Raw genomic sequence first — 21,128 nt, 5'->3', positions numbered from 1 at the left:
AGGTCACTCCGCAGCCGGAACGAGGTTTTCGGAAATCAGCTTGGCCTCCGGCTCGTCATCCGGTTCGGGACCTTTGCGGATCGCCTTGATCATCAGCGTCATCTCGATGACGATGAGGACCGTGTAAAGCGCGGCAAAGCCGAGGATGGTGAGCAGCACCGTGCCGGCGCCGAGATTGGAGACGGCCGCCGCCGTCGGCAGTACGCCTTCGATGATCCATGGCTGGCGGCCGAATTCTGCAACCACCCAGCCCAGTTCGATCGCGACCCATGGCAACGGGATGGCGAAGGCCGCAATCCGCAACAGGGCTGGATATCGATCGAGTTTCCGCCGCGCCGAGAGCCAGAAGAAGACCGTCATCAGCAGGATGAAGAATATGCCGAGGCCGACCATGATGCGGAAGGACCAGAAGAGCGTCGGCACATGCGGAATGGTATCGCGGGCGGCCTTTGCGATCTGCTCTTCGGTTGCCTGGCGCGGATCGTCGACATAGCGCTTCAAAAGCAGCGCGTAGCCGAGTTCATGGCCGATATCCTCGAAGGAAGTGCGCGCAGTGGCGACGTCCTGCGAAGGCTCGCCCGGCGCTGCCGGCTTGGCCGCGCGGATCTTCATCAGTGCATCATAAGCCTTGATGCCCTGACGAATATGGTCCTTGGCCTGTGCTTCGAGCTTGTCGATGCCGGCGATTTCCGTCGTCAGCGATCGTGTGCCGATCAGACCCATGGCCCAGGGGATATGGATGGCATAGTGGGTTTCGCGGGCATCCTGGTCCGGAAAGCCGAAGGCGGTGAAGGCGGCCGGCGCCGGCTCGGTCTTCCACATGGCCTCGATCGCCGCGAGCTTCATCTTCTGATGCTCGGTCGTGAGATAACCGCTCTCGTCGCCCAGCACGACCACAGAAAGTGCCGAGGCAAGGCCGAAAGATGCGGCCACCGTCATCGAGCGCTTCGCAAGCTCGATGTTGCGGCCATTGACGAGATACCAGGCCGAAACGCCGAGCACGAAGACCGAGGCACAGACGTAGCCGGCCGAGACGGTATGAACGAACTTCGCCTGCGCTACGGGGTTGAACAGGACATCGAGGAAGCTGACGATCTCCATGCGCATGGTCTGCGGGTTGAGCGCCGAGCCTGCCGGATTCTGCATCCAGCCATTGGCGATCAGGATCCACAGCGCCGAGAAGTTCGATCCCAGCGCCACCGCCCAGGTGGCGATCAGGTGGCCGACCTTGGACAGCTTGTCCCAGCCGAAGAAGAACAGGCCGACAAAGGTCGCCTCGAGGAAGAAGGCCATCAGCCCTTCGATCGCCAGAGGGGCGCCGAAGATGTCGCCGACATAATAGCTGTAATAGCTCCAGTTCATGCCGAACTGAAATTCCATCACGATGCCGGTTGCAACGCCGAGCACGAAGTTGATGCCGAAGAGCGTCCCCCAGAACTTCGTCATCTGTCGCCAGATTTGGCGGCCGGTCATGACATAGGTCGTCTCCATGATGGCAAGCAGCACGGAAAGACCGAGCGTCAATGGTACAAATAAGAAGTGATACAGCGCCGTCATGGCAAACTGCAGGCGCGACAGCGCCACGATATCGAGTTCCATAGTCTTTCTCCCACCCCCTACGGTGTGTCTGACAGGAATGCGACGCCATTCGACGCGTCGCGGGCATGTTGGGTACCCCTCAATCCGGCCGCAGCCGGTCGAGGAGCATTTCGAATTCCGGTGTGTCGCGCTGCGCGCTGGCGGTTATGCGTCCGCCCTCGAGAAGCACAATGCGGTCTGCCAAGGCGGCCTCTCGACGAATATGCGTGGCGATGACGAGGCTGCGTCCGTCGGCAACCGAGGCCAGTCGCTCAAGCACAGTCCGGGCCGTCGTGGCATCGAGGCCTTCCGTCGGCTCGTCGAGCAGCCAGAGCGGGGCATCGCGCAGCAGAAGTCTTGCGAGCGCCAGCCGGCGAAGCTGGCCGCCGGACAAGCCGCCACCGCCTTCGCCGAGACGGGTCGAAAGGCCGTGCGGCAGTGCTTCGATGTCCTCAAGCAGGCCAGCCGCAGCGAGCGCGCCGCGTAACCGGTTGTCGTCGGCATGAGGGTCCGCGAGTTTTAGATTGTCCCGTACAGTATCCTGAAACAGCTCTGTACGCTGGGTCAGCGTTGCCGCACGCAGGCTCGCCACCGAACCGCCGGCAGCAATGATCTCGCCAGCGAGCAGGGCCAGCAATGTCGATTTGCCAACACCGCTCTGCCCAACGATCGCCAGCCGCTCGCCGACGGAAAGCGACAGAGAGACGTCCTTCAAGACAGGATGAGCTTCATCATGACCGGCTACCACGCCGGCAAGCTGGAATGCATGGCCTGCCTGCTGTTCGGTGGGTTCCAGCCGAACTGCGGCCGGATTCAGCGGCGGCGCGATGCGTCTTGCGGCAAGCAAGGTTCGCCCGAACTCGAGAGCTCCTCGCCTCATTGCCGCAAACGGTTCGGTTGCGGCAAAGGCAATGAGCAACGCAAAGGCTGCCGCGGGCGCACCGATCGTCCCCTGTTTGGCAAGAAGGGCGACAGTCAAAAGCGTGGCGGTTAACAACAGGGTCGCGCCAAGCGAGAAACCGGTTGCGACGGCGCTATCGATGCGGTTCAGATCATTATCGGCCCTGGCCAACCGCGCGTCGGCATCCGCAATCGCGGCTCGCTGCGACTGCAATTGCCCGGCCATTGCGAGATCGGTCTGGCCGGCGACAAGATCGATGGCGCGTGCGCGCAGTGCTTCCATCGCATGGGCGCGACGGCGGCCCGGCTTCAGCGCCAGACGTCCGGCTGCGAGCGATAGACCGAGACAGAGCGTAATGAGCCATGTTCCGGCTATCAGCCCAAGCCACGGATCGATGAAGCTAAGGGCGATCGTGACGGCGATGGCGGCAAGGACGGCGACGACGGCTGGCACCAGTACGCGCAGATATAGGGAATCGAGCGCATCGACATCATTCGTCAACCGGAACAGCAGCTTCGCCGGTCGGCGGATCATCGCCGCTGCGGCAGCCGGCTCGGCCCAGCCGCGGAACAGCCGCTCGCGAAGGGCCGCGAGAACCCTCAGCGTCGCATCATGGGTGACGAGCCGTTCGCCATAGCGGGCGGCCGTGCGGCCGATCGCAAGCATGCGTATGCCGGCCGAAGGCGCAAAGACATCGAAGACCGCGGCAGTTGCAACGGTCAAGCCGGCAAAGGCCGAAGCGGTGATGAACCAGCCGGACAATCCCAGCAATCCGCCGCCGGCAAGCATCGCCAGCACGGAGAGTGCAGCGCCAAGGGCCAGGCTTGCACCACGCTCGCGCCAGAACAGAGCAATAAGCGGAAGCAGAATTTTGAGTGAGCGCATCATGCCGCCACCTTCCCTCCCCGCTCGCCAAGTCGGACGACGCGGTGCATCCGCGCCACCAGCACCGGATCATGCGTCGCCACGATCAGGACCCGCCCCTCAGCGAGTGCGAGCAGCGCATCCGTCACGGCAGCGGCGGTTTGTGCGTCCAGATGCGCGGTCGGTTCGTCGGCGAGAATAATGTCTGCGCCGTCGTCGACCATCATGCGGGCCAATGCCAGTCGCAGCGCCTCGCCGCCGGAAAGGCCAAGCCCTCCCTCGCCGACCGCCGACACCCGTTCCGGCGTAAAGACGCGATCGAGAGCAACGCCTTCCAGAGCCTCGGCGATGGCGGCAGCATCGATGCCCGAGCGTCCGAGGGCGATATTGCGCTTCACGCTGCCGGCAAAAACGTGTGGCTGCTGGCCGATCCAGGCCATGCGGCGACGCAGTGCATCCGCGGTCTCGTCACGCAGCGGAATGCCCCCGATCCGGATGACACCGGCATCCTGCCGGGCGAGACCGGCAATCAGCGACAGGAGCGTGGTCTTGCCTGAGCCGCTTGCGCCCCACAGCGCCACGTGTTCTCCCGGCGCGACCTTCAGATCGAAATGATCGATCGCCACATCGCGTTCCAGTCCATGCCGGAAGACCAGCCCCTCGATCTCGACCGACATATTGCTAATGAAAGCCGACGTCTGCCGATCGCTGCCACCGACGATCGTTTGCTGCGGCGAGGTCAACTCCTTGAGAGCCGAAAGTGCCGCCTCGCCGCCGGCGCGGTCATGCCAGACGGCAGACAATTCGCGCAGCGGCTCGAAAAAGGCCGGCGCAAGCAGCAGAATGAACAGCCCTTGTGTCAGAGTAAGACGGCCGTCCCAAGTGCCGATTCCGATCGAGCCCAGCAGGCTGAAACCGACATAAACGGCCGTTGCGGCAACGCCGAGAGCGGCGAAGAATTCGAGCACCGCCGAAGACAGGAAGGCGATCCTCAACACCGCCATGGTCCGGACCCGCAACGACTCCGCGTCAGCACGCAGGCGCTGCGCCGTCACATCGACGGCGTCGAGCGCACGGATGGTCGCGAGGCCGCGCAGGCGGTCAAGCAGAAAGGCATTGATGCCGCCGGTTTCGGCAAGCTGCTTTTCGCTGGCAGCCTTGGCGCGCCAGCCGATCAGCGCCATGAAAATCGGGATGAGTGGCGCGCAGAGCGTCAGGATCAAGGCGGCGAGCCATGAGATCGGCAAGATGCAGGCGAGCATGACCAGCGGCACGACACTCGCCTTCACCCGGACCGGGCGAAACCGCGCGAGATAGGGAACGATCGCCTCCGCCTGCTCGCCCAGGATGCTCGCCGCCAGGCCTGATGCCGGCCGGCCGCTGTCGAGCGGCGAGCGCAGTGCAAGCGCCTTGGTCGCGGCGGCGCGCCGGAGACTCAACTCGCGGCGCGCGGCCCCAAATGCCAGCCGACCACCGGCCGCATCCAATCCAGCGCGCAGAACGCCAATACCGACAACGACCGCTGCAGGGGCCGCGACATCGGCAGCACCGCCGCCTTGGCCGATCGCACCCACGCCGACGGCGAGCATCGCCGCCTGCCCGATCCAACCGAGCGACGACAGACATTGCAGTGCCGAAGCCAGACCGAGACCGCGACAGTTTTCGGTCGTCCGACCAGCTACGCCGCCTGCAGCGGCTGGGCTCCCCATCGAAGCGGGATTTGCGGCCTTGCCTCTTTCCAATATTCCATCGGTGGCGGAGGAAGCTGTCACGTGAGCCCGTCCTTTCCCATACTGTGCCATCAAGGAGGGTCCGCCGACATGTGATGACCGACGTGTCTGCATCGCAGACACCTTGGTCTTCGTCGAACCCAGAACGCACTTGCCGCAATCGACGATATCGGAGCCCCAATATGACTGGCTTTCTGCCTCTTGTCAGCGACAAGAATAGCAGGAGCCGTCTCGCCGAAGGGTTGAGCCCACAGCAAGTTATTCGCGAAATGGTTCTAAAACGAATTGTGCAGTGCGCAAAAGCGTGCAGGATGTCGCAGGGCACCTATCCGACCATGGCAGATTGACGCAGAAGCCAATGATATTCCTGAGGTCAAGTTACGACAGCATCCAGGTGACAGGCGCCCTGCCATTTTGCAATGCAGCAATCCGAACATGTGCTCCGTTCTGGGAAGAGATGAGATTAAATCTGTGCAAATGCCGAAGCACGCGGCCATTGAACGCACGGACAGCGGCCAAAAGGCTCCACTCGGCTAACGATATCGCCGAATCAACGAGCAAGCGTCATACTGTCGGTGACGGCCGCCGCGATCGCAGACAGAGTTACCGATGGCTTCTGCGTGGACTATAGGGAGAGTGGAATGTACGAGAAAATCATCTGCGCGATAGGGCTGGGATCCCGCGAGCGCGCTGAACGTCTATTGCGCACCTCCCACGCTCTTCTGTCACCGGGCGGGGAACTGATCGTGGTTCATGTGATCGAGCGTTTTCCCTCGGGCAGCGAGAGCCCGGACAGTTGGGCCGTGTCCGTCATCAAGGAAGCGGAAGACAAGCTCGATGCGCTGTGCAAGCGCCTCGGCATTACCGCGTCGATAGAAGTCCGCACCGGCACGGCATCGAGAACCTTGCTGACGGTCGCGCAGGAGCAGAAGGCCGATCTCATCGTGCTTGCAACCCATGCGTCCGATATTCTCGACCGCATCTTCGGCTCGACTGTCGAACATGTCATCCGGCATGCGGAATGCTCGGTCCTCGTCGAGCGCGCCGACAAATCACATGATACTGCTGCGAAAGGGACCGGAACGAAAAAGGCGTAGCCTCGGGCGAAGTCGTCCGTCTCACGGTTTCCCTGAAGGCCGCGCCGAAATTACCGTTTGCGCCCCAGCGCTGCAATGCTACATATCCGCTCCCTTTCGATATCAAGACGAGCTGAATGACTGAATCCGCCATCACCTGGAGTATTGCCGGCCTGACGGCCTTAGGTGTCGTTGCACGCCCGTTCCGCTGGCCCGAAGCGATCTGGGCGGTTCTCGGCGCGGCGGTTCTCCTCGCCTTCCGGCTGATCGGCCCGGCGGACGTTTGGGCGGGCATTTCCAAAGGTTTCGATGTCTATCTGTTTCTGATCGGCATGATGCTTCTGTCGGAGCTGGCACGGCGCGAAGGGCTTTTCGACTGGGTCGCCGCCATCGCCACCTCACATGCCAAGGGTTCACCGCGCAGACTGTTCGTACTTGTCTATGGCGTTGGCATCGTCGTCACGGTCTTTTTGTCGAACGACGCCACCGCCGTGGTGCTCACGCCGGCTGTTTATGCCGCATGCCGCGCGGCGCGGGTGAAGGACCCGATGCCTTACCTGCTGATCTGCGCCTTCATCGCCAATGCCGCCAGCTTCGTGCTGCCGATCTCCAACCCGGCCAATCTCGTTATCTTTGCCGGCGGCGAAATGCCGCCTCTGTCCCGATGGATGCAGACCTTCCTTCTGCCTTCGATCGTCTCGATCATCGCGACCTTCGCCTGCCTCTATTGGACACAAAGACGCGCGCTTGCCGAAGACACGATCGCACGAGATGTCGGGCAGCCTTCGCTTTCACAGACGGCCCGGCTGGCCGGATGGGGACTTGTGGTCACTGCCCTCGTGCTGATCGCTGCATCGGCCATGAATTTCGACCTCGGAATGCCGACATTTGCCGCAGGCGTCATCACGACGGTGATCATTCTCGCACTCACGCGGCAAAGCCCGATGGAGACGGTACGCGGCATAAGCTGGAGCGTATTGCCCCTGGTGGCAGGCCTCTTCGTGATCGTTGAAGCGGTCAATCATACCGGCCTGACCACGCTTCTGTCCGAAAGGCTCGCATCCATTGCCGCACAATCCCAGACGCAGGCGATCGGGGCCGCCGGTTTTTCGGTCGCGATCGTCTCCAACCTCGTCAACAATTTGCCAGCCGGCCTTTTCGCAGGCAGCGCGGTGCAGGCGGCCCATGTTCCCGATTCCATCGCCGGCGCGGTGTTGATCGGCGTCGATCTCGGCCCGAACCTTTCGGTAACCGGCTCGCTTGCCACCATCCTCTGGCTCGCCGCCCTTCGTCGCGAGGGGCTCCATATCGGCGCACTGGCCTTCTTAAGGATCGGTGCCATCGTCATGCTCCCTGCCCTGATCCTCTCGCTTGCAACGCTCGCAGTGATCTGACGGCAAACAGCATCGAGTTTATAGACGACCGGTCGATTATTTGTTATCGGACCGCTCATGGTGACAAAGAAGAAATCAGAGCTCACTCGGAGCCATATTCTCGCGATCGGGCGGGAATTGGTGCTGCGCAAAGGTTTCGGTGGCGTCGGCCTGAAAGAGCTGCTCGAACAGAGCGCCGTGCCGAAAGGGTCGTTCTATTATTATTTCGCATCGAAGGAAGCCTTCGGCTGCGCGCTATTGAAGCAATATTGCTCCGACTATGCGGATCGCCTCGATGCGCTTTTCGGCTGGAAGGGCAACGGGCGCCAGCGTGTGATGCACTATTGGAATGCCTGGCTCTCGGATGGCGGCAACGCAAGCCTTGCCGACCGGTGCCTGGTGGTGAAACTTGCCGCCGAGATCTCCGATCTTTCGGACAATATGCGCGTGATCCTGCTCGGCGGCGTCGAGGATCTCATTCGCCGCCTCACCAAGACGATTACCGAGGGACGTGAGGACGGTTCCATTTCACCATCCTGCATCCCGGAAAAAACAGCCCGTTCACTCTATAGTCTCTGGCTCGGGGCGGCGATCCTGGCGAAGCTCGGCAAGGACAGGACACCGCTCGACCAGGCCATGCTTGCCACTGAACAAGCCCTTACCGCACCCGGCAGCCTTTGATCCACGACAGGACCAGCATGTCAACACGCAAGGAATACAAAATGCGCAGTGCCATCCACGATGTCTTCGGCGACCCTGCAGACGTCCTTTACCTGGCCGACATGCCGCTGCCGGAGCCCGGCGCGGGAGACGTGCGCATTCGCACCATTCTTTCGCCGATCCATAATCATGACCTTTGGACGGTGCGCGGCGCCTACGGCTACAAACCCATACTGCCGGCGATCGGCGGCAGCGAGGCGGTCGGCTTCGTCGATGCCGTCGGAGCGGGCGTCGACAAGACGTTGATCGGCAGGCGCGTCGTTGCCGCCGGTGTGCATGGCACCTGGGCCGAGCAATTCACGGCGCCGGCTGCCAGCCTCGTCCCCGTGCCTGATGTCATTACCGACGAGGCCGCAGCACAGCTGATCGCCATGCCGTTCAGCGCCATCTCGCTTCTGGAATCCCTTAATGTCGAACGCGGCGACTGGATCATCCAGAATGCCGCGAATGGCGCGGTCGGCAAGACGCTCGCCATGCTGGCCCGCAGCCGCGGCATTCACATGATCAATCTTGTGCGGCGCGACGGCGGCATCGACGAGCTGTCGGCATTCGGCATCGGGAACGCCGTTTCGACCGCCGCATCCGAATGGAAGGCGAAAGTGCGCGCCATGATCGGCGATGCGCCGATCCGCGCCGCGGTGGACTCCGTCGGCGGCGTTGCGAGCAACGACCTTGCCGATCTGCTGGGTGAAAACGGCCTGCTGGTGTCCTTTGGCACCGCGGCCGGCAAGCCGATGCAGATCGCCTCGAGGGCCGTCATCTTCAAGCAGCTGACGATCAAGGGTTTCTGGGGCATCAAGGTCAGCGCCGCCATGTCGGCCGACGAGCGCCGGAGGCTCATCAGCGAACTGATCACCCGGGTCGCGTCCGGTGAGGTCAAGCTGCCGGTGGAGGCCTCCTACGATATTACGGAAATCGCCCAGGCGGTGAAATCCTCATTGGCCCCCGGCAAGGCCGGCAAGGTTCTGCTGAAGCTGTAATTTCCTGGGGCAGCGCGCGCCGCCAGTGGGCTTTCGGGCGGCGTGAGCCACGGCGTCGCCCCGTGAGGGCGAGAGCCGGCGGAGTATTCCGATCCCGCGAGAATATGCAAAATGGCTCTTGTTCCTCTAGTAGCTAGAGGATGTAGCAATGGTTCCGACAGCAAAATCGGAACCGGAAGATGACGTCGACAACACAACAGAGCCGCTATCGCGTGGAGGGCATGGACTGCGCCTCCTGCGCTGCAAAAATCGATACAGCCGTTCGCCGCCTGCAGGGCGTGGAGGACGTCTCCGTCTCCGTCACGGCGGGTACGATGACCGTCAGGCATCAAGGTGATCCCGACCTGCTGCCGACTATTGCAAAGCGGGTCTCAGGCCTGGGCTACAAGGTTTTCCCGCTTCCGCAAGGCAACCTTCCCGCGCCGAAGGTGGCAGCGGATGCTCACACCTGCGGCTGCGGCCATGACCATCATGATCGCAAGCCGAACGCTCACGACCACGACCATACGGGGCACGACCATGACCACGGCGATCACGGGCATGGTGCAGCTGACCATCAACACGATCACGCAGGACATAACCACGCCTCGGAGGAGGCGGATGCGCCGACGGCCGGCCTTCACGGTCATGACCACGGCCCAACCTCGGGACCCTGGTGGAAATCTGCCAAGGGCCGGTTGACCATCGCGACCGGCGTGGCCGTGGCCGCTGCCTGGGGTATCGGCAAGCTCGTTCCCGCACTCGACGCCTGGATCTTTACTGCCGCCATGCTTGTGGGCTTGTTGCCGATCGCCAGGCGCGCCTTCGTGGCCGCAAGGATGGGAACGCCGTTCTCGATCGAAATGCTGATGACGATCGCGGCCATCGGCGCCGTCATCATCGGCGCCAGTGAGGAAGCGGCAGCCGTGGTCTTCCTGTTTCTGATCGGCGAGCTGCTGGAAGGCGTTGCAGCCGGCAAGGCGCGCGCCAGCATTCAATCCTTGACGGATCTGGTGCCTACGACCGCTCTCCTTGAAGAGAATGGCATGACCCGCGAAGTGCAGGCCGAAAGCCTCGCCGTCGGCGTCATCATCCTGGTTCGTCCCGGCGACCGCATACCGGCCGACGGCGTGATACTCTCCGGCGAAAGCGCTATCGACGAGGCGCCGGTCACAGGCGAAAGCACGCCGGTGCGCAAGGGGGTGGATGCAACCGTCTTTGCGGGCACAGTCAACGGCGATGCCGCCCTGCGCGTCCGCGTAATTGCGGCAGCATCCGACAACACCATCGCCCGCGTCGTCAAGCTGGTCGAGGAGGCGCAGGAATCGAAGGCTCCGACGGAGCGTTTCATCGATCGCTTCTCTCGCTACTACACGCCTGGGGTCGCCGTTGTCGGTGCGCTCGTCGCGGTGATTCCACCTTTATTCCTGGGCGGCAGCTGGAGCGAGTGGGTCTATAAGGGCTTGGCGATCCTGCTGATCGGTTGCCCCTGCGCCCTCGTCATCTCGACGCCGGCGGCAATCGCAGCGTCACTGTCTTCAGGCGCTCGCCGTGGCCTGTTGCTGAAAGGTGGCGCCGTGCTTGAGAACATCGGCAAGGTCACCGCTATTGCCTTCGACAAGACCGGCACGCTGACCGAAGGCAAACCCAAGGTCACCGATATCGTCGGCCTCGGCATGAGCGATACGGACGTACTGCGGCTGGCAGCCGCGCTCGAAACCGGCTCCAGCCACCCACTCGCCCGCGCCATCCTGGGCCACGCGGCTGAAACCGGAACGGATATTCCGCCGGTCATGGATGCTAAAGCGATCGGCGGCAAGGGCGTCAGCGGCACGGTCGATGGTTTGGAGGTGTTCCTCGGATCGCCGCGGGCAGCCGCCGACCACGTATCGTTAACCTCGGAGCAGTCTGCCCGGATCGCCGCACTCAACGATGAAGGAAAGACGGTTTCCGTCATCGTTGCCAAGGGTGCGGCAGCCGGCTTGCTCGCCATGCGCGACGAGCCGCGCACCGATACCGCCGCCGGTCTCAAAGCGCTTGCCGATGCGGGTATCAAGACGATCATGCTGACGGGCGACAACCAGCGCACGGCTGAGGCGATCGGCAAGACGCTCGGCATCGAGGTTCGCGCGCAATTGCTGCCCGAAGACAAGCAGCGGATCGTCGGCGATCTGCAGCGGCAAGGTTTTCGCGTTGCCAAGGTCGGTGACGGCATCAACGACGCGCCAGCGCTCGCAGCCGCCGATGTCGGGATTGCCATGGGCGGAGGAACGGACGTTGCGCTGGAGACGGCGGATGCCGCCGTGCTGCATGGCCGCGTCGGCGATGTCATCGAGATGATCGATCTTTCCAAACGGACGATGAGCAATATCGGCCAGAACATCACCATCGCGCTCGGCCTGAAGGGTATCTTCCTGGTCACCACCATCGTCGGCATCACCGGACTTTGGCCGGCGATCCTCGCCGATACCGGCGCAACCGTGCTGGTGACCATGAATGCCCTGCGCCTGCTCGCCCTCCGGCCTCGTCGGGTCGCCGCCTAGGCTAGCTATGGGCGCCGATCGACAAGTCGGCGCCCTACTGCTGCGATCGCAACCCTCCGCAACATTTCGCCTCAGGTCTTCCGAACAGAGAGATAGCGGCGCGGCGATAGGCCGAATGCCTTCCTGAACATGGCGATAAAGCTGCTGGCACTGGCATATCCCAGGCTATCCGCCACTTCAGCGATCGGCTTGCCCGTACTCAGATATTCAAGCGCAAGCAGCAAACGCGCCTGTTGCCGCCAATTGGCAAAGGACATGCCCGTTTCGGCGTTGAAAAGACGCCTGGCGGATCGCTCGGATATGCCTGCCTGCTGCGCCAACGCATGAAAAGTTTCCTCGCTGGCCGGATTCTGCAGCACGGCATCCGCGATGCGGAGCACGCGGCGATCTGTCGGCATCGGCAGATGCAGGCTTTCGCGCGGGGCTGCTCGTACCTCATCCAAGAGAACAGCGGCGAGGCGACGCTGTTGTGGAGTAAGTCTTTCCTCCCAGCGCCATGTGGTCGCGCGCCGCACCAGTGCTCGCAACACATCGCTGACGCTGAGAACGCAGGGGGTCGTCGGCAATCCGGCGCTGGCGTCCGGTGTCAGCAGGATACCCCAGCCGCTCGGCACGCCGTTGATCCCTGCCTTGTGCATCACACCTGGCGGAATCCAGCCTGCACGCTGCGGCGGCAGCAGCCATGAGCCCCCAGGCGTATCGACGCGTACCAGGCCGCTCTCGATGCAGAAGAGTTGCCCGCGGCCATGCGCGTGCCAATCATACTCCTGAGTGCCGAGGCGGAAGGCGCTACCCGGTTCATCCGATCCCCAGAAGGCGATGAGCGGTGGCCCGTCGAGACGCTCGCCAATATCTTCGATGCCCATGTTCCGTTTGGCCGTTTCGCAACATTTATAGTCCGAATGTCGTTACCACGTCCCGGTCGTGGCACGCTATTCTTCCCTGACAAAATCGAAGTCGAATAGTGAATGGAATAGAAGGCCCATGCAGGACTTTCATGTCGTCATCATCGGCGCAGGCCTTGGAGGCCTGTGCCTCACCCAGGGATTGAAGCGCGCCAACATCCGTTTTGATGTCTATGAGCGCGATCCTGCAGCCGATAGCCGCTTACAAGGTTATCGCATCCGTATCGATCCGAGCGGGCAGCGGGCGCTGGAAGCTTGCTTGCCACTCGAGCTGTTCGCGCTTTTTCGAGCCACGACCTCCATCAGCCCGAAAGCGGGACGCTTCCTGACACCGCAACTTCTGCCGATCGCACGGCGCGTACCGGCAAGCTGGGATACCGGCGAGGACGAAGACGACGGAGATCTGAGCGTCAATCGCCTCACTCTTCGCGAAATTCTGCTATCGGGAATCGAGGACCATGTTCATTTCGGGCACGCATTCACGCAGTATCGCTGCTTGGAGGATGGGCGCGTGGAGGTGCAGTTCGAAGGTGCCTCCCCGGTCTCCTGCAATCTGCTCATCGGTGCCGATGGCGTGAGCTCGCGGGTACGCCGCCAGCTGGCGCCCTATGCCGAGCCGGCGGATACCGGCTCGATATGCGTCTACGGAAAAAGCGAGCTCCCATTGACCGGCGGCGGCCTGCTTGAGGACGGGACGACTGTGATCTTTGCCGATGGCTGCACGGCGATCTTGGATCTCATGCGATTTGGCGACGATTTTCAAAGTCTTGCCGCCGATTGCGCACCCGATTGCAAGCTGACGCCGGTGACAGACTATCTCTATTGGGCGTTGATCGGGCCACGTAAAAGGCTGGGCCTGGAGACATATGACCACACGCGGGACCTGCCCGTATTGCTCCGGACAGCCATGCGCGGCTGGCATCCGGAACTGAGGCAAATCATCGGCCGGAGCAAGGCCGAAGCGGTGGCAGCGCTTCCGGTCAGAAGCGGGCGTCCCGACGCCCTTTGGCCGTTCGGTGCCATCACGCTCCTGGGCGATGCCATCCACGCGATGAGCCCTGCCGGCGGCCTCGGCGCCAATACGGCCCTCGAAGACGCACGCATGCTTTCACAAATCCTCGCGAAGGCCGGCAAGGAAACAAAGACGATCTGCACCGCCTTGCTGGATTACGAGGCCGACATGCGCGAACGGGCAATCCGCGCCATCGACGCGTCGGAACGCGGGGCCGCAATGCTGTTCGCAGCAATGACCGACAAAATCGCTTGAGGACAATAGCATGACTATCGACGTCTCCACGTTCACCTTTCACGATGTCTCCCTATGGCCGATCGTCCGCCAATCGGCAGGGTCCGTACGGTCGGGCTATGCCGCACAATGGGAGCGGGAGATGGACGCCATGCTCGCCATCTCCATGCCCTTCGTCGTCATCATGGATGGCGACCAGGCAGCCGAAGATCACGAGGACCGCAAAGTTCGCGGCATATGGCTGAAGAAGAATAAGACGGCGCTTGCGGCCATTTGCAGGGCGGTGATCGGGATCGAGGCCAATCCCACCAAGCGCGTCGCCATCCAAGTGCAGATGGCTCTTGCCACAAAGGCGTTCGGCACCAGAATGGAGCTCGTCGCGTCGCAAGAGGAAGCGCTGCGGCTTGCGAAGCGAATCCTCGAAGGCAGCGAAACCACGACATCGCCTATGGGCCGGCAAATTCCCTAGCGCATCGCGGATAGCGCGCCGCCATGCAGACCGGGCGGCCTTTATCCCGCGGGCCCGGTCTTGCCGTTATGCTACCCTCAGGATGCGGTCCGCCGCAGAAGCGTGGTCTCCTTCCAGCCAAGCTCCGGAGCGATCAGCGTCACGAAATCATGGATGATCTGCCGGTATTCCTCATCGTGGAACTCATAGGGCAGCTCCAGTCGGAATTCGCTCACATGGGTAAGGATCGGGTCCTTGCGCAGGCGCTCCAGTATCTCATCCGATGAGCCGAAGACATCGCGGGCGAAGAGGGTTCGCCGCTCGCCCTGCGGCGAAAGCGTGCGCTCGTAGCGGCCGGCGGCATAGTCCGTATAGCGTTTGCGGGTGATCGCGTCGGCGCTGTCGAAAGGCACGATGACCCGGCCGAGCGCCACCCGCCGCGTATCGCCTCCGGACGCGCGATAGGTTTCCAGCTGACGCGATTGCGCAACGAAGAAATCGTCGGTCTGTTCGCCCGTCGTGACGTTGCCGATAAGGAGATTGAAGCCGTTGCGGCCGGCCCATGCGGCGGACCGCAACGAGCCGCCGCCATACCAGATGCGATTGATCAGCCCCTTCGCATAGGGCTGGAGGCGCGGACGCTGCGGGCCGAACGGCGTCTTGATGACCGTATCCTGATTGCCGAGATAAGTGCCCCTCAGATTGTCGGCAAAGCGCAGCACCCTCTGATGGGAGAAATCGTGGCTCTCCCAATCGCCGTCGAAGGCAAGCGGCCCGATCAGATCCGCATGCAGCGGCCGCCCGGCGCTCAAGCCGATATTCAATCGTCCACGTGACAGCACATCCACGGTCGCCAGATCCTCGGCAAGGCGATACGGGCTTTCGTAGCCGATGGGAATGACGGCGGTGCCAAGCTCGATGTGGCGCGTGCGCTGCGTCGCGGCAGCGAGGAAGGCGCTGGCCGAGGAGATGCCGGGCTCCAGATGGCGCTGGCGAACCCAGGCGCTGTTGAAACCCCTCTGCTCTCCGTATTCGAGCAATTGCAGGGTCTGCTCCAGGCCGGCGAGCGGATCCTCATCCGGATAATTTCCCGGCGTCAGAAAGCCGATATGGCTGATCGATGGGGCTTGGCGGCTCATGCGGCTGTCTCCTCAAAATTTCGGCAGGCCCGGCGGATTGGTTTCCGACTTCGGCAAGGCTTCTTCGGCAAGATGCCAATGGTCAAGGATCTTGGAGTAGGTGCCATCTTTGATCAGCCCATTCGTTGCGATGGTGAGCGCTGCCGCGAGACCGTTGCCCTTGCGCGTGGTGATCGCGACGTCCGAGTGATCCGGCCAACCGGCGCTTAGCGTACCCACGCGCTTGATGTTCTTGTCGCGAGCCGCGATGTAGACCAGCTGGGCGTGCGGCTGCACGATGACATCGGCACGGCCCGAGCGGAGGGCCAGAAGGCTCGCGGCCTCGTCATCGTAATATTGCAGCTCGATCGGCTTCAGGCCGGCTTTGACATCCTCATCGCTCCATTTCAGCAGGATGCGCTCCTGATTGGTGCCGGCGCCGACAATGATGCGCAGGCCGGCTGCGTCCTTCGGCTCCTTGATCGAGCCGATCTTGCTGTCGTTCTTGACGAAGAAACCGTGCAGGCCCTGTCGATAGGTGGAGAAATCGAACTTCTCCTTGCGCTGCTCGGTGACGCCGACATTGGAGATCACGGCATCGTATTTGCCCGATGTCAGCCCCAGCGGCCAGTCGATCCAGGCGACTGGCACGAGCTCAAGTTTGAGGCCGAGCGCATCGGCAACGGCATAGGCATAATCGGGATCGGCGCCAACGACCGTCTTGGCATCCGTCGCATAGGTCGCGAGCGGCGGGCCGCCTGGTGCGACCGCCACGGTAAATGTGCCTGGTGTGACGAACTTGAAATCCTTTGGGATAGCGGCAATCGCCGCTTCATTTTTCGCCGCGTGAAGGCGTCCGGGCTGTTCCGGGCTCAGATCGAAATCTTCGGCTGCCATTGCCGGCGCGAGACCGGTGAAGGCAAGTGCCACTGCGGCAGCAAACGCAGTTCTGAAAATAGTGCGGATAGTCACGGAACCTGTATCTCCATTTGAGATGGATGGGAGCAAACCGGCGTGAGCCCCACTGACGCCGGTCCGCCCGACCAACGTTACGAACCGCTCTTCGGCAGGCCCGCAGGGTTGGTCTTGGATTGATCGATCGCTTCGGCAGTGAGGCTCCAGCGCTTCAGCACTTCGCCATACTTGCCGTCCTTGATCAGATCGTTGAGTGCGAGGGTGATGGCATCAGCAAGGCCGGCGCCCTTTTTCGTCGTCACGGCGATTTCGGCCGTTAGCGGCCAGCCGCCGGAGACGGTGCCGACAAGCTTCCTCGTCCCGTTGATGGCGGCCTTATAGGCCTGCGTCGCATTCGGATTGAACTCGACATCGGCACGACCGGACTGCAAGGCAAGATCGGCGGCGGCGCGGTCATCGTAATATTGCACCTCGATAGGCTTCAGGCCGGCTGCCACATTCTGCCGGTCCCATTCGAGAATGATCTTCTCCTGATTGGTGCCGGCGCCGGTGATCACCTTGAGACCTGCGACATCCTTGGGCTCCTTGATCGAGGTGATCTTGCTGTCGGCCTTCACATAGAAGCCGAGCACGTCCCTGCGATAGGTCGAGAAATCGAACTTCAGCTTGCGCTCTTCCGTGACCGTCACGTTGGAGATGACGGCATCATATTTCCCGGAGGAGACGCCGAGCGGCCAGTCCTCCCAGGCGACCGGCACCAGCTCGAGCTGCAGGCCGAGGGAGTCGGCAAGCAGTTGTGCGATATCGGGATCGGTGCCGACGACCGTCTTGGCATCGGTCGCGTAGGTGGCGATCGGCGGATCCCACGGGTTGATCGCGACCGTGAACTTGCCGGGATTGACGAACTTGAAGCCCGGCGCAATCGCCTTGATCGCCGCCTCGTCCTTCTCGGCGCGGACGCGATTGGACGTGTCCGGGCTGAGGTTGAACTTCTCGGCCGCACCCGCTGCCGTGCAGCTCATCGCTACCGCCGTCAGGACGCCGGCAGCGACATATTTCACTCTCTCAATGAATGTCATTTCCCTACTCCTTTTCAATTATAGGTTGTTTATATTGTTGTGGTTACTCGGGCGCCTCTTGCGTCAGAGTGTCCAATACCTGCTTGCTGCTAGAGAACCTTGGCGAGGAAGGCGCGGGTGCGCGGATGTCTCGCATCGTTGAAGATCTGGCTTGGCGAACCCGTTTCGAGGATATGCCCGCCTTCCATGAAGACGACGGTATCCGCCACCTCGCGGGCGAAGCCGATCTCATGGGTGACGATCACAAGGGTCGTGCCGGTACGCGGCAGCTCCTTGATCACATCGAGGACCTCGCCGACGAGTTCCGGATCAAGTGCCGAAGTCGGCTCGTCGAACAGCAGCACCTTCGGCCGCAGCGCCAAGGCACGGGCGATAGCGACGCGCTGCTGCTGGCCGCCGGAGAGCTGGCGGGGATAGGCATCGATCTTGTCGCTGAGCCCGACGCGGGCGAGAAGCTCCTGCGCAAAGACGGTTGCTTCGTCGCGGCTCACCCCACGCACCTGAACCGGCGCCTCGATAATGTTTTCCAAAACAGTAAGATGCGGGAACAAGTTAAAGTTTTGAAAGACCATACCGATGTCGGTCCGGCGCTTCAGAATATCCTTCTCCTTGAGCTCATAGAGCACCTCGCCCTTCTGCGTGTAGCCGACAAGCTCGCCGTCCACTGAGATAAAGCCGCTGTCGACGCGCTCGAGATGATTGATCGCACGCAGCAGCGTCGATTTTCCCGAGCCCGACGGGCCGATAATGGCTGTGACGCTGCCGGCCGGCAGGTTGAGCTCGACATCTTCCAGGACCTTCAGCGTGCCGAAGCTCTTCGAAATGCCATGGATGCGTACGGCACCACCCTTGGCACGAAGATCCGTCGCGCTCCGAAAAGCGGCGAGTGCCTCGGTGTCCGATCTGGTGCCTGCCGCGGCGGCAGGCAGCGGCCGCTCGAAGCGTTTGAAGAATGCCTGGAACGGCAAGGGCGTCGGATTGCGTACCGCACCCTTGGAGAAATAACGCTCGATATAGTGCTGCGCGATCGACAGCACCGTCATGATGACGAGATACCAGACGGTTGCCACCATCAGCAGCGGAATGACTTCCAGATTGCGGCGATAGATGACCTGTACCGTGTAGAACAGTTCCGGCAGAGCGAGCACATAGACCATGGACGTGCTCTTGGCGAGGCCGATGATCTCGTTGAAGCCCGTCGGCAGGATGGAGCGCATCGCCTGCGGCAGGACGATGCGGAACGCCTGGCGGCGGCGAGGCAAGCCGAGGGATGCAGCCGCTTCCAACTGACCTTGATCGACCGACAGAATGCCGCCACGCACGATTTCAGCAAGGAAAGCGGATTGGTTCAGCGTCAGGCCGAGAAAGGCCGCGGCAAACGGCGTCAGCAGCTGCGTGGTCGGATAATTAAACAGCACCTTGTCGCTGAACGGAACACCGACGCTAATAGTTTCATAGAGATAGCCGAGATTGTTGAGAACCAGCAGCAGCACGATCATCGGGATCGAACGCAGCAGCCAGATATAGCCCCAGGAGAGGCTTGCAAGCAGCGGCGACTTCGATACGCGCGCCAGCGCCAAGGCCGTTCCGAGGATGGAGCCTGATACCGCCGCAAGCGCCGTCAGAAGCAGCGTCCTGCCAAGGCCTACCAGCACCGGCTCCGCAAAGAACCATTGGGCAAAGACACCCCAGCCCCAGCGCGGATTGGTGAAAGTGGAATAGAGGACGACCGCTATGACGAGCGCGGCAAAGATCGTGCCGGCCGCGCGTCCGGGGTGCCTTGCGGGCACGATGCGATAACGCGAATAGTCAGTCTTCGTCTCGGCGGCTCCAGTGCCTCGATCGACACCTGCAAAATCCGTCGTCAGCGCCATGATGCTTACCCCTTTATGATTGTGATTGATCCTGTTTCCGCTATCGGCCGGCAGCGGCCAGTCGCCGTGGGGAGCCGGAAGCTTCGGCGACATAGGACAAGGCCAGATGGCTGATATCCTTCTCGAAAGGCAGGCTCTTGTAGATCTCCGGATCCACCGACGTGTCGAAGAGCGCGGTGTAGCCATTGGTGAGATAAAGGCCGACCGCCTCGGGCTGACGGAAGCCTGTGGTCAAATAGATACGGCGATAACCCTGTCGCCCGGCCTGTGCTTCCAATTCCACCAGCAACTTCCGCGCCAATCCCTGCCGCCGCAGATCGTGCCGGGTCCAGATCCGTTTGAATTCGGCGGTCTGGTCGTCATAGTGCTTGAAGGCTCCGCCGCCGATCGTTTCGCCATCGCGCAAGAGGAGCAGGAAATTGCCATCCGGGGGCGCGAAGGCTTCCGGCGGATAGCGATTGAGTTCCGCCGCCGCCCCTTCGGCATTGAAATAGTTGCCGTAGCGGCTGTCATATTCATGGATCAGTTCGTCGATCAGCGGCTTGGCGCGTGGATCGAGCGGGGTCGTATAGAGAAACGTATCGCTCATGTCGGTCGTCACCTGTTGTCCGCGAGGAAAGTCTCGGCGAGCCGCACCCAGTAACGGGCTGCGGGCGCTATGATGGCGTCGTTGAAATCGTATTGGGCGCTGTGCAGAGGCGCGCTGTCGCCATTGCCGACAAAGAGATAGCTCCCTGGCTTCGCCTCCAGCATGAAGGCGAAATCCTCGCTTGCCGTCCGCGGCCGGAAGTCCGTTTCCACGGCGGCGGTCCCAAGCGTCTGCAAAGCAACATTGCGGGCAAAGGCGGTTTCATCGGCATGATTGATCAGTGCCGGGAAACCGAGGCGGTAATTGACCTCGGCAACCGCGCCGAAGCTTTCCGCCTGCGCACGCGCGAGCGCGGGAATCCGCTCCTGCAGCCTTGTGCGCACCTGCTCGCTGAAGGCGCGCATGGTCAGCTTCATCTCGACGCTTTCGGGAATGACGTTCGAAGCCGAGCCCGCGTGAATGGAGCCCACGGTCGCAACCGCCATATCCTGCGGATCGATATTGCGGGAGACCACGCTTTGCAGCGCCGTGATGAAGGAGGCCGAAGCCAGCACGGGATCGACGGCGCGATGCGGCTCGGCGCCATGACCGCCCTTTCCGACGATCCTGATCACAGCCTGATCGACGGAAGCCATTGCCGGGCCGGCAACGAAGCCGAACTGTCCCGTCGGGACGCCGGGCCAATTGTGCAGCCCGAAGATCGCATCGACCGGAAACCGATCGAAAAGTCCTTCCGACAGCATTTTGCGCGCACCTGCGCCGATTTCCTCGGCCGGCTGGAATATCAGCCGCAGCGTGCCGCTGAAATTGCCGCTTTCGGCGAGATAGCGGGCGGCTGCCAACAGGATCGAAGTATGCCCATCGTGGCCGCAGGCATGCATGACCGCTGGATTGCTGCTGGCATAGTCGAGCCCGGTCGCCTCCTCGATGGGCAGCGCGTCCATATCGGCACGGATACCGATGCTACGCTTGCCATCGCCGCGCTTGAGGGTCGCGACGACACCGGTACCGGCGATACCCGTGGCAACGTCGTAGCCCCAGTCCGACAAGAGCGATGCAACCTTCTTGGCGGTTCGGTGCTCCTGGAAGGCGAGCTCGGGATATTGGTGCAGATCATGTCTCAGCGCGACAATCTCATCGAGATAGGCGGCGATCCTCGTCTCGATTTGATCGGTGACTGAAGCGGGCTTGATGATGGCGTTCATGGCGA

The 21,128-nt window shown here is 62.1% G+C and carries 17 protein-coding genes; 7 read left to right on the top strand and 10 right to left on the bottom strand.

Annotation, left to right across the window (positions count from 1 at the left end):
- Positions 1-3: 3 nt before the first annotated feature.
- The 3 genes from FHT84_RS02625 to cydD all read right to left on the bottom strand — a co-directional run bounded on the left by FHT84_RS02625 (position 4) and on the right by cydD (position 5,052).
- Positions 4-1,599, bottom strand: coding sequence for a cytochrome ubiquinol oxidase subunit I (locus FHT84_RS02625; protein ID WP_112344930.1), 1,596 nt, complete (start codon positions 1,597-1,599; stop codon positions 4-6).
- A gap of 79 nt (positions 1,600-1,678) precedes the next feature.
- Complete coding sequence (cydC, locus tag FHT84_RS02620; RefSeq protein ID WP_112344929.1) at positions 1,679-3,367, bottom strand: thiol reductant ABC exporter subunit CydC; 1,689 nt, start codon at positions 3,365-3,367, stop codon at positions 1,679-1,681.
- The gene (gene cydD, locus FHT84_RS02615) at positions 3,364-5,052 is read right to left on the bottom strand and encodes a thiol reductant ABC exporter subunit CydD (RefSeq protein WP_113250407.1); all 1,689 of its coding nucleotides are present in this window, start codon (positions 5,050-5,052) and stop codon (positions 3,364-3,366) included. The genes cydC and cydD overlap by 4 nt, the downstream gene beginning before the upstream one ends.
- 662 nt (positions 5,053-5,714) lie before the next feature.
- Between cydD and FHT84_RS02610 the strand changes: the two genes are divergently transcribed.
- The 5 genes from FHT84_RS02610 to FHT84_RS02590 all read left to right on the top strand — a co-directional run bounded on the left by FHT84_RS02610 (position 5,715) and on the right by FHT84_RS02590 (position 11,744).
- Positions 5,715-6,170, top strand: coding sequence for a universal stress protein (locus tag FHT84_RS02610; RefSeq protein WP_112344927.1), 456 nt, complete (start codon positions 5,715-5,717; stop codon positions 6,168-6,170).
- A gap of 116 nt (positions 6,171-6,286) precedes the next feature.
- Positions 6,287-7,543, top strand: coding sequence for an arsenic transporter (locus FHT84_RS02605; protein ID WP_112344926.1), 1,257 nt, complete (start codon positions 6,287-6,289; stop codon positions 7,541-7,543).
- 57 nt (positions 7,544-7,600) lie between these two features.
- Complete coding sequence (locus FHT84_RS02600) at positions 7,601-8,203, top strand: TetR/AcrR family transcriptional regulator (RefSeq protein WP_112344925.1); 603 nt, start codon at positions 7,601-7,603, stop codon at positions 8,201-8,203.
- A gap of 41 nt (positions 8,204-8,244) precedes the next feature.
- A complete protein-coding gene (locus tag FHT84_RS02595; RefSeq protein ID WP_112344924.1) occupies positions 8,245-9,222 on the top strand; it encodes a zinc-binding dehydrogenase in 978 nt (325 codons plus the stop codon).
- Positions 9,223-9,401: 179 nt separating this feature from the next.
- Positions 9,402-11,744: a heavy metal translocating P-type ATPase gene (locus FHT84_RS02590; RefSeq protein WP_113250408.1), complete on the top strand. Its 2,343-nt coding sequence runs from the start codon at positions 9,402-9,404 to the stop codon at positions 11,742-11,744.
- A 71-nt stretch (positions 11,745-11,815) separates the two neighbouring features.
- On the opposite strand, the gene FHT84_RS02585 is transcribed toward FHT84_RS02590, so the two are convergent.
- A complete protein-coding gene (locus FHT84_RS02585; RefSeq protein WP_112344922.1) occupies positions 11,816-12,610 on the bottom strand; it encodes a helix-turn-helix transcriptional regulator in 795 nt (264 codons plus the stop codon).
- Positions 12,611-12,728: 118 nt separating this feature from the next.
- On the opposite strand from FHT84_RS02585, the gene FHT84_RS02580 reads away from it, so the two are divergent.
- Both FHT84_RS02580 and FHT84_RS02575 read left to right on the top strand, forming a co-directional pair.
- Positions 12,729-13,916, top strand: a complete 1,188-nt coding sequence (locus FHT84_RS02580) for an NAD(P)/FAD-dependent oxidoreductase (protein WP_183760867.1) — start codon at positions 12,729-12,731, stop codon at positions 13,914-13,916.
- 10 nt (positions 13,917-13,926) lie between these two features.
- Positions 13,927-14,364 (top strand): hypothetical protein, encoded by a 438-nt coding sequence (locus FHT84_RS02575; protein ID WP_183760870.1) that lies wholly within the window; start codon positions 13,927-13,929, stop codon positions 14,362-14,364.
- Positions 14,365-14,441: 77 nt separating this feature from the next.
- On the opposite strand, the gene FHT84_RS02570 is transcribed toward FHT84_RS02575, so the two are convergent.
- The 6 genes from FHT84_RS02570 to FHT84_RS02545 form a co-directional block, all read right to left on the bottom strand.
- The gene (locus FHT84_RS02570) at positions 14,442-15,482 is read right to left on the bottom strand and encodes an LLM class flavin-dependent oxidoreductase (protein ID WP_183760873.1); all 1,041 of its coding nucleotides are present in this window, start codon (positions 15,480-15,482) and stop codon (positions 14,442-14,444) included.
- Positions 15,483-15,494: 12 nt separating this feature from the next.
- Complete coding sequence (locus FHT84_RS02565) at positions 15,495-16,391, bottom strand: ABC transporter substrate-binding protein (protein ID WP_245430490.1); 897 nt, start codon at positions 16,389-16,391, stop codon at positions 15,495-15,497.
- A gap of 119 nt (positions 16,392-16,510) precedes the next feature.
- The gene (locus tag FHT84_RS02560) at positions 16,511-17,455 is read right to left on the bottom strand and encodes an ABC transporter substrate-binding protein (RefSeq protein ID WP_112344917.1); all 945 of its coding nucleotides are present in this window, start codon (positions 17,453-17,455) and stop codon (positions 16,511-16,513) included.
- Between the two features lie 89 nt (positions 17,456-17,544).
- Positions 17,545-19,329 (bottom strand): amino acid ABC transporter permease/ATP-binding protein, encoded by a 1,785-nt coding sequence (locus FHT84_RS31655; protein ID WP_183760876.1) that lies wholly within the window; start codon positions 19,327-19,329, stop codon positions 17,545-17,547.
- A gap of 40 nt (positions 19,330-19,369) precedes the next feature.
- The gene (locus tag FHT84_RS02550; protein WP_112344916.1) at positions 19,370-19,930 is read right to left on the bottom strand and encodes a GNAT family N-acetyltransferase; all 561 of its coding nucleotides are present in this window, start codon (positions 19,928-19,930) and stop codon (positions 19,370-19,372) included.
- Complete coding sequence (locus tag FHT84_RS02545) at positions 19,927-21,123, bottom strand: M20 aminoacylase family protein (RefSeq protein ID WP_112344915.1); 1,197 nt, start codon at positions 21,121-21,123, stop codon at positions 19,927-19,929. The genes FHT84_RS02550 and FHT84_RS02545 overlap by 4 nt, the downstream gene beginning before the upstream one ends.
- Positions 21,124-21,128: the final 5 nt, after the last annotated feature.

Origin of the sequence: Rhizobium sp. BK289, assembly GCF_014193575.1 — a bacterium.
In the GTDB taxonomy this organism is placed as follows: Bacteria; Pseudomonadota; Alphaproteobacteria; order Rhizobiales; family Rhizobiaceae; genus Rhizobium; species Rhizobium tropici_C.
The sequence above is the reverse complement of the archived record's forward strand: the minus strand, read 5'-3'. Positions and strand labels throughout refer to the sequence as shown.

Bases quoted from the DNA above. Each gene is read 5' to 3' on its own strand.
- FHT84_RS02625 (WP_112344930.1), bottom strand. From the start codon at position 1,599: ATGGAACTCGATATCGTGGCGCTGTCGCGCCTGCAGTTTGCCATGACG.
- cydC (WP_112344929.1), bottom strand. From the start codon at position 3,367: ATGATGCGCTCACTCAAAATTCTGCTTCCGCTTATTGCTCTGTTCTGG.
- cydD (WP_113250407.1), bottom strand. From the start codon at position 5,052: ATGGGGAGCCCAGCCGCTGCAGGCGGCGTAGCTGGTCGGACGACCGAA.
- FHT84_RS02610 (WP_112344927.1), top strand. From the start codon at position 5,715: ATGTACGAGAAAATCATCTGCGCGATAGGGCTGGGATCCCGCGAGCGC.
- FHT84_RS02605 (WP_112344926.1), top strand. From the start codon at position 6,287: ATGACTGAATCCGCCATCACCTGGAGTATTGCCGGCCTGACGGCCTTA.
- FHT84_RS02600 (WP_112344925.1), top strand. From the start codon at position 7,601: ATGGTGACAAAGAAGAAATCAGAGCTCACTCGGAGCCATATTCTCGCG.
- FHT84_RS02595 (WP_112344924.1), top strand. From the start codon at position 8,245: ATGCGCAGTGCCATCCACGATGTCTTCGGCGACCCTGCAGACGTCCTT.
- FHT84_RS02590 (WP_113250408.1), top strand. From the start codon at position 9,402: ATGACGTCGACAACACAACAGAGCCGCTATCGCGTGGAGGGCATGGAC.
- FHT84_RS02585 (WP_112344922.1), bottom strand. From the start codon at position 12,610: ATGGGCATCGAAGATATTGGCGAGCGTCTCGACGGGCCACCGCTCATC.
- FHT84_RS02580 (WP_183760867.1), top strand. From the start codon at position 12,729: ATGCAGGACTTTCATGTCGTCATCATCGGCGCAGGCCTTGGAGGCCTG.
- FHT84_RS02575 (WP_183760870.1), top strand. From the start codon at position 13,927: ATGACTATCGACGTCTCCACGTTCACCTTTCACGATGTCTCCCTATGG.
- FHT84_RS02570 (WP_183760873.1), bottom strand. From the start codon at position 15,482: ATGAGCCGCCAAGCCCCATCGATCAGCCATATCGGCTTTCTGACGCCG.
- FHT84_RS02560 (WP_112344917.1), bottom strand. From the start codon at position 17,455: ATGACATTCATTGAGAGAGTGAAATATGTCGCTGCCGGCGTCCTGACG.
- FHT84_RS31655 (WP_183760876.1), bottom strand. From the start codon at position 19,329: ATGGCGCTGACGACGGATTTTGCAGGTGTCGATCGAGGCACTGGAGCC.
- FHT84_RS02545 (WP_112344915.1), bottom strand. From the start codon at position 21,123: ATGAACGCCATCATCAAGCCCGCTTCAGTCACCGATCAAATCGAGACG.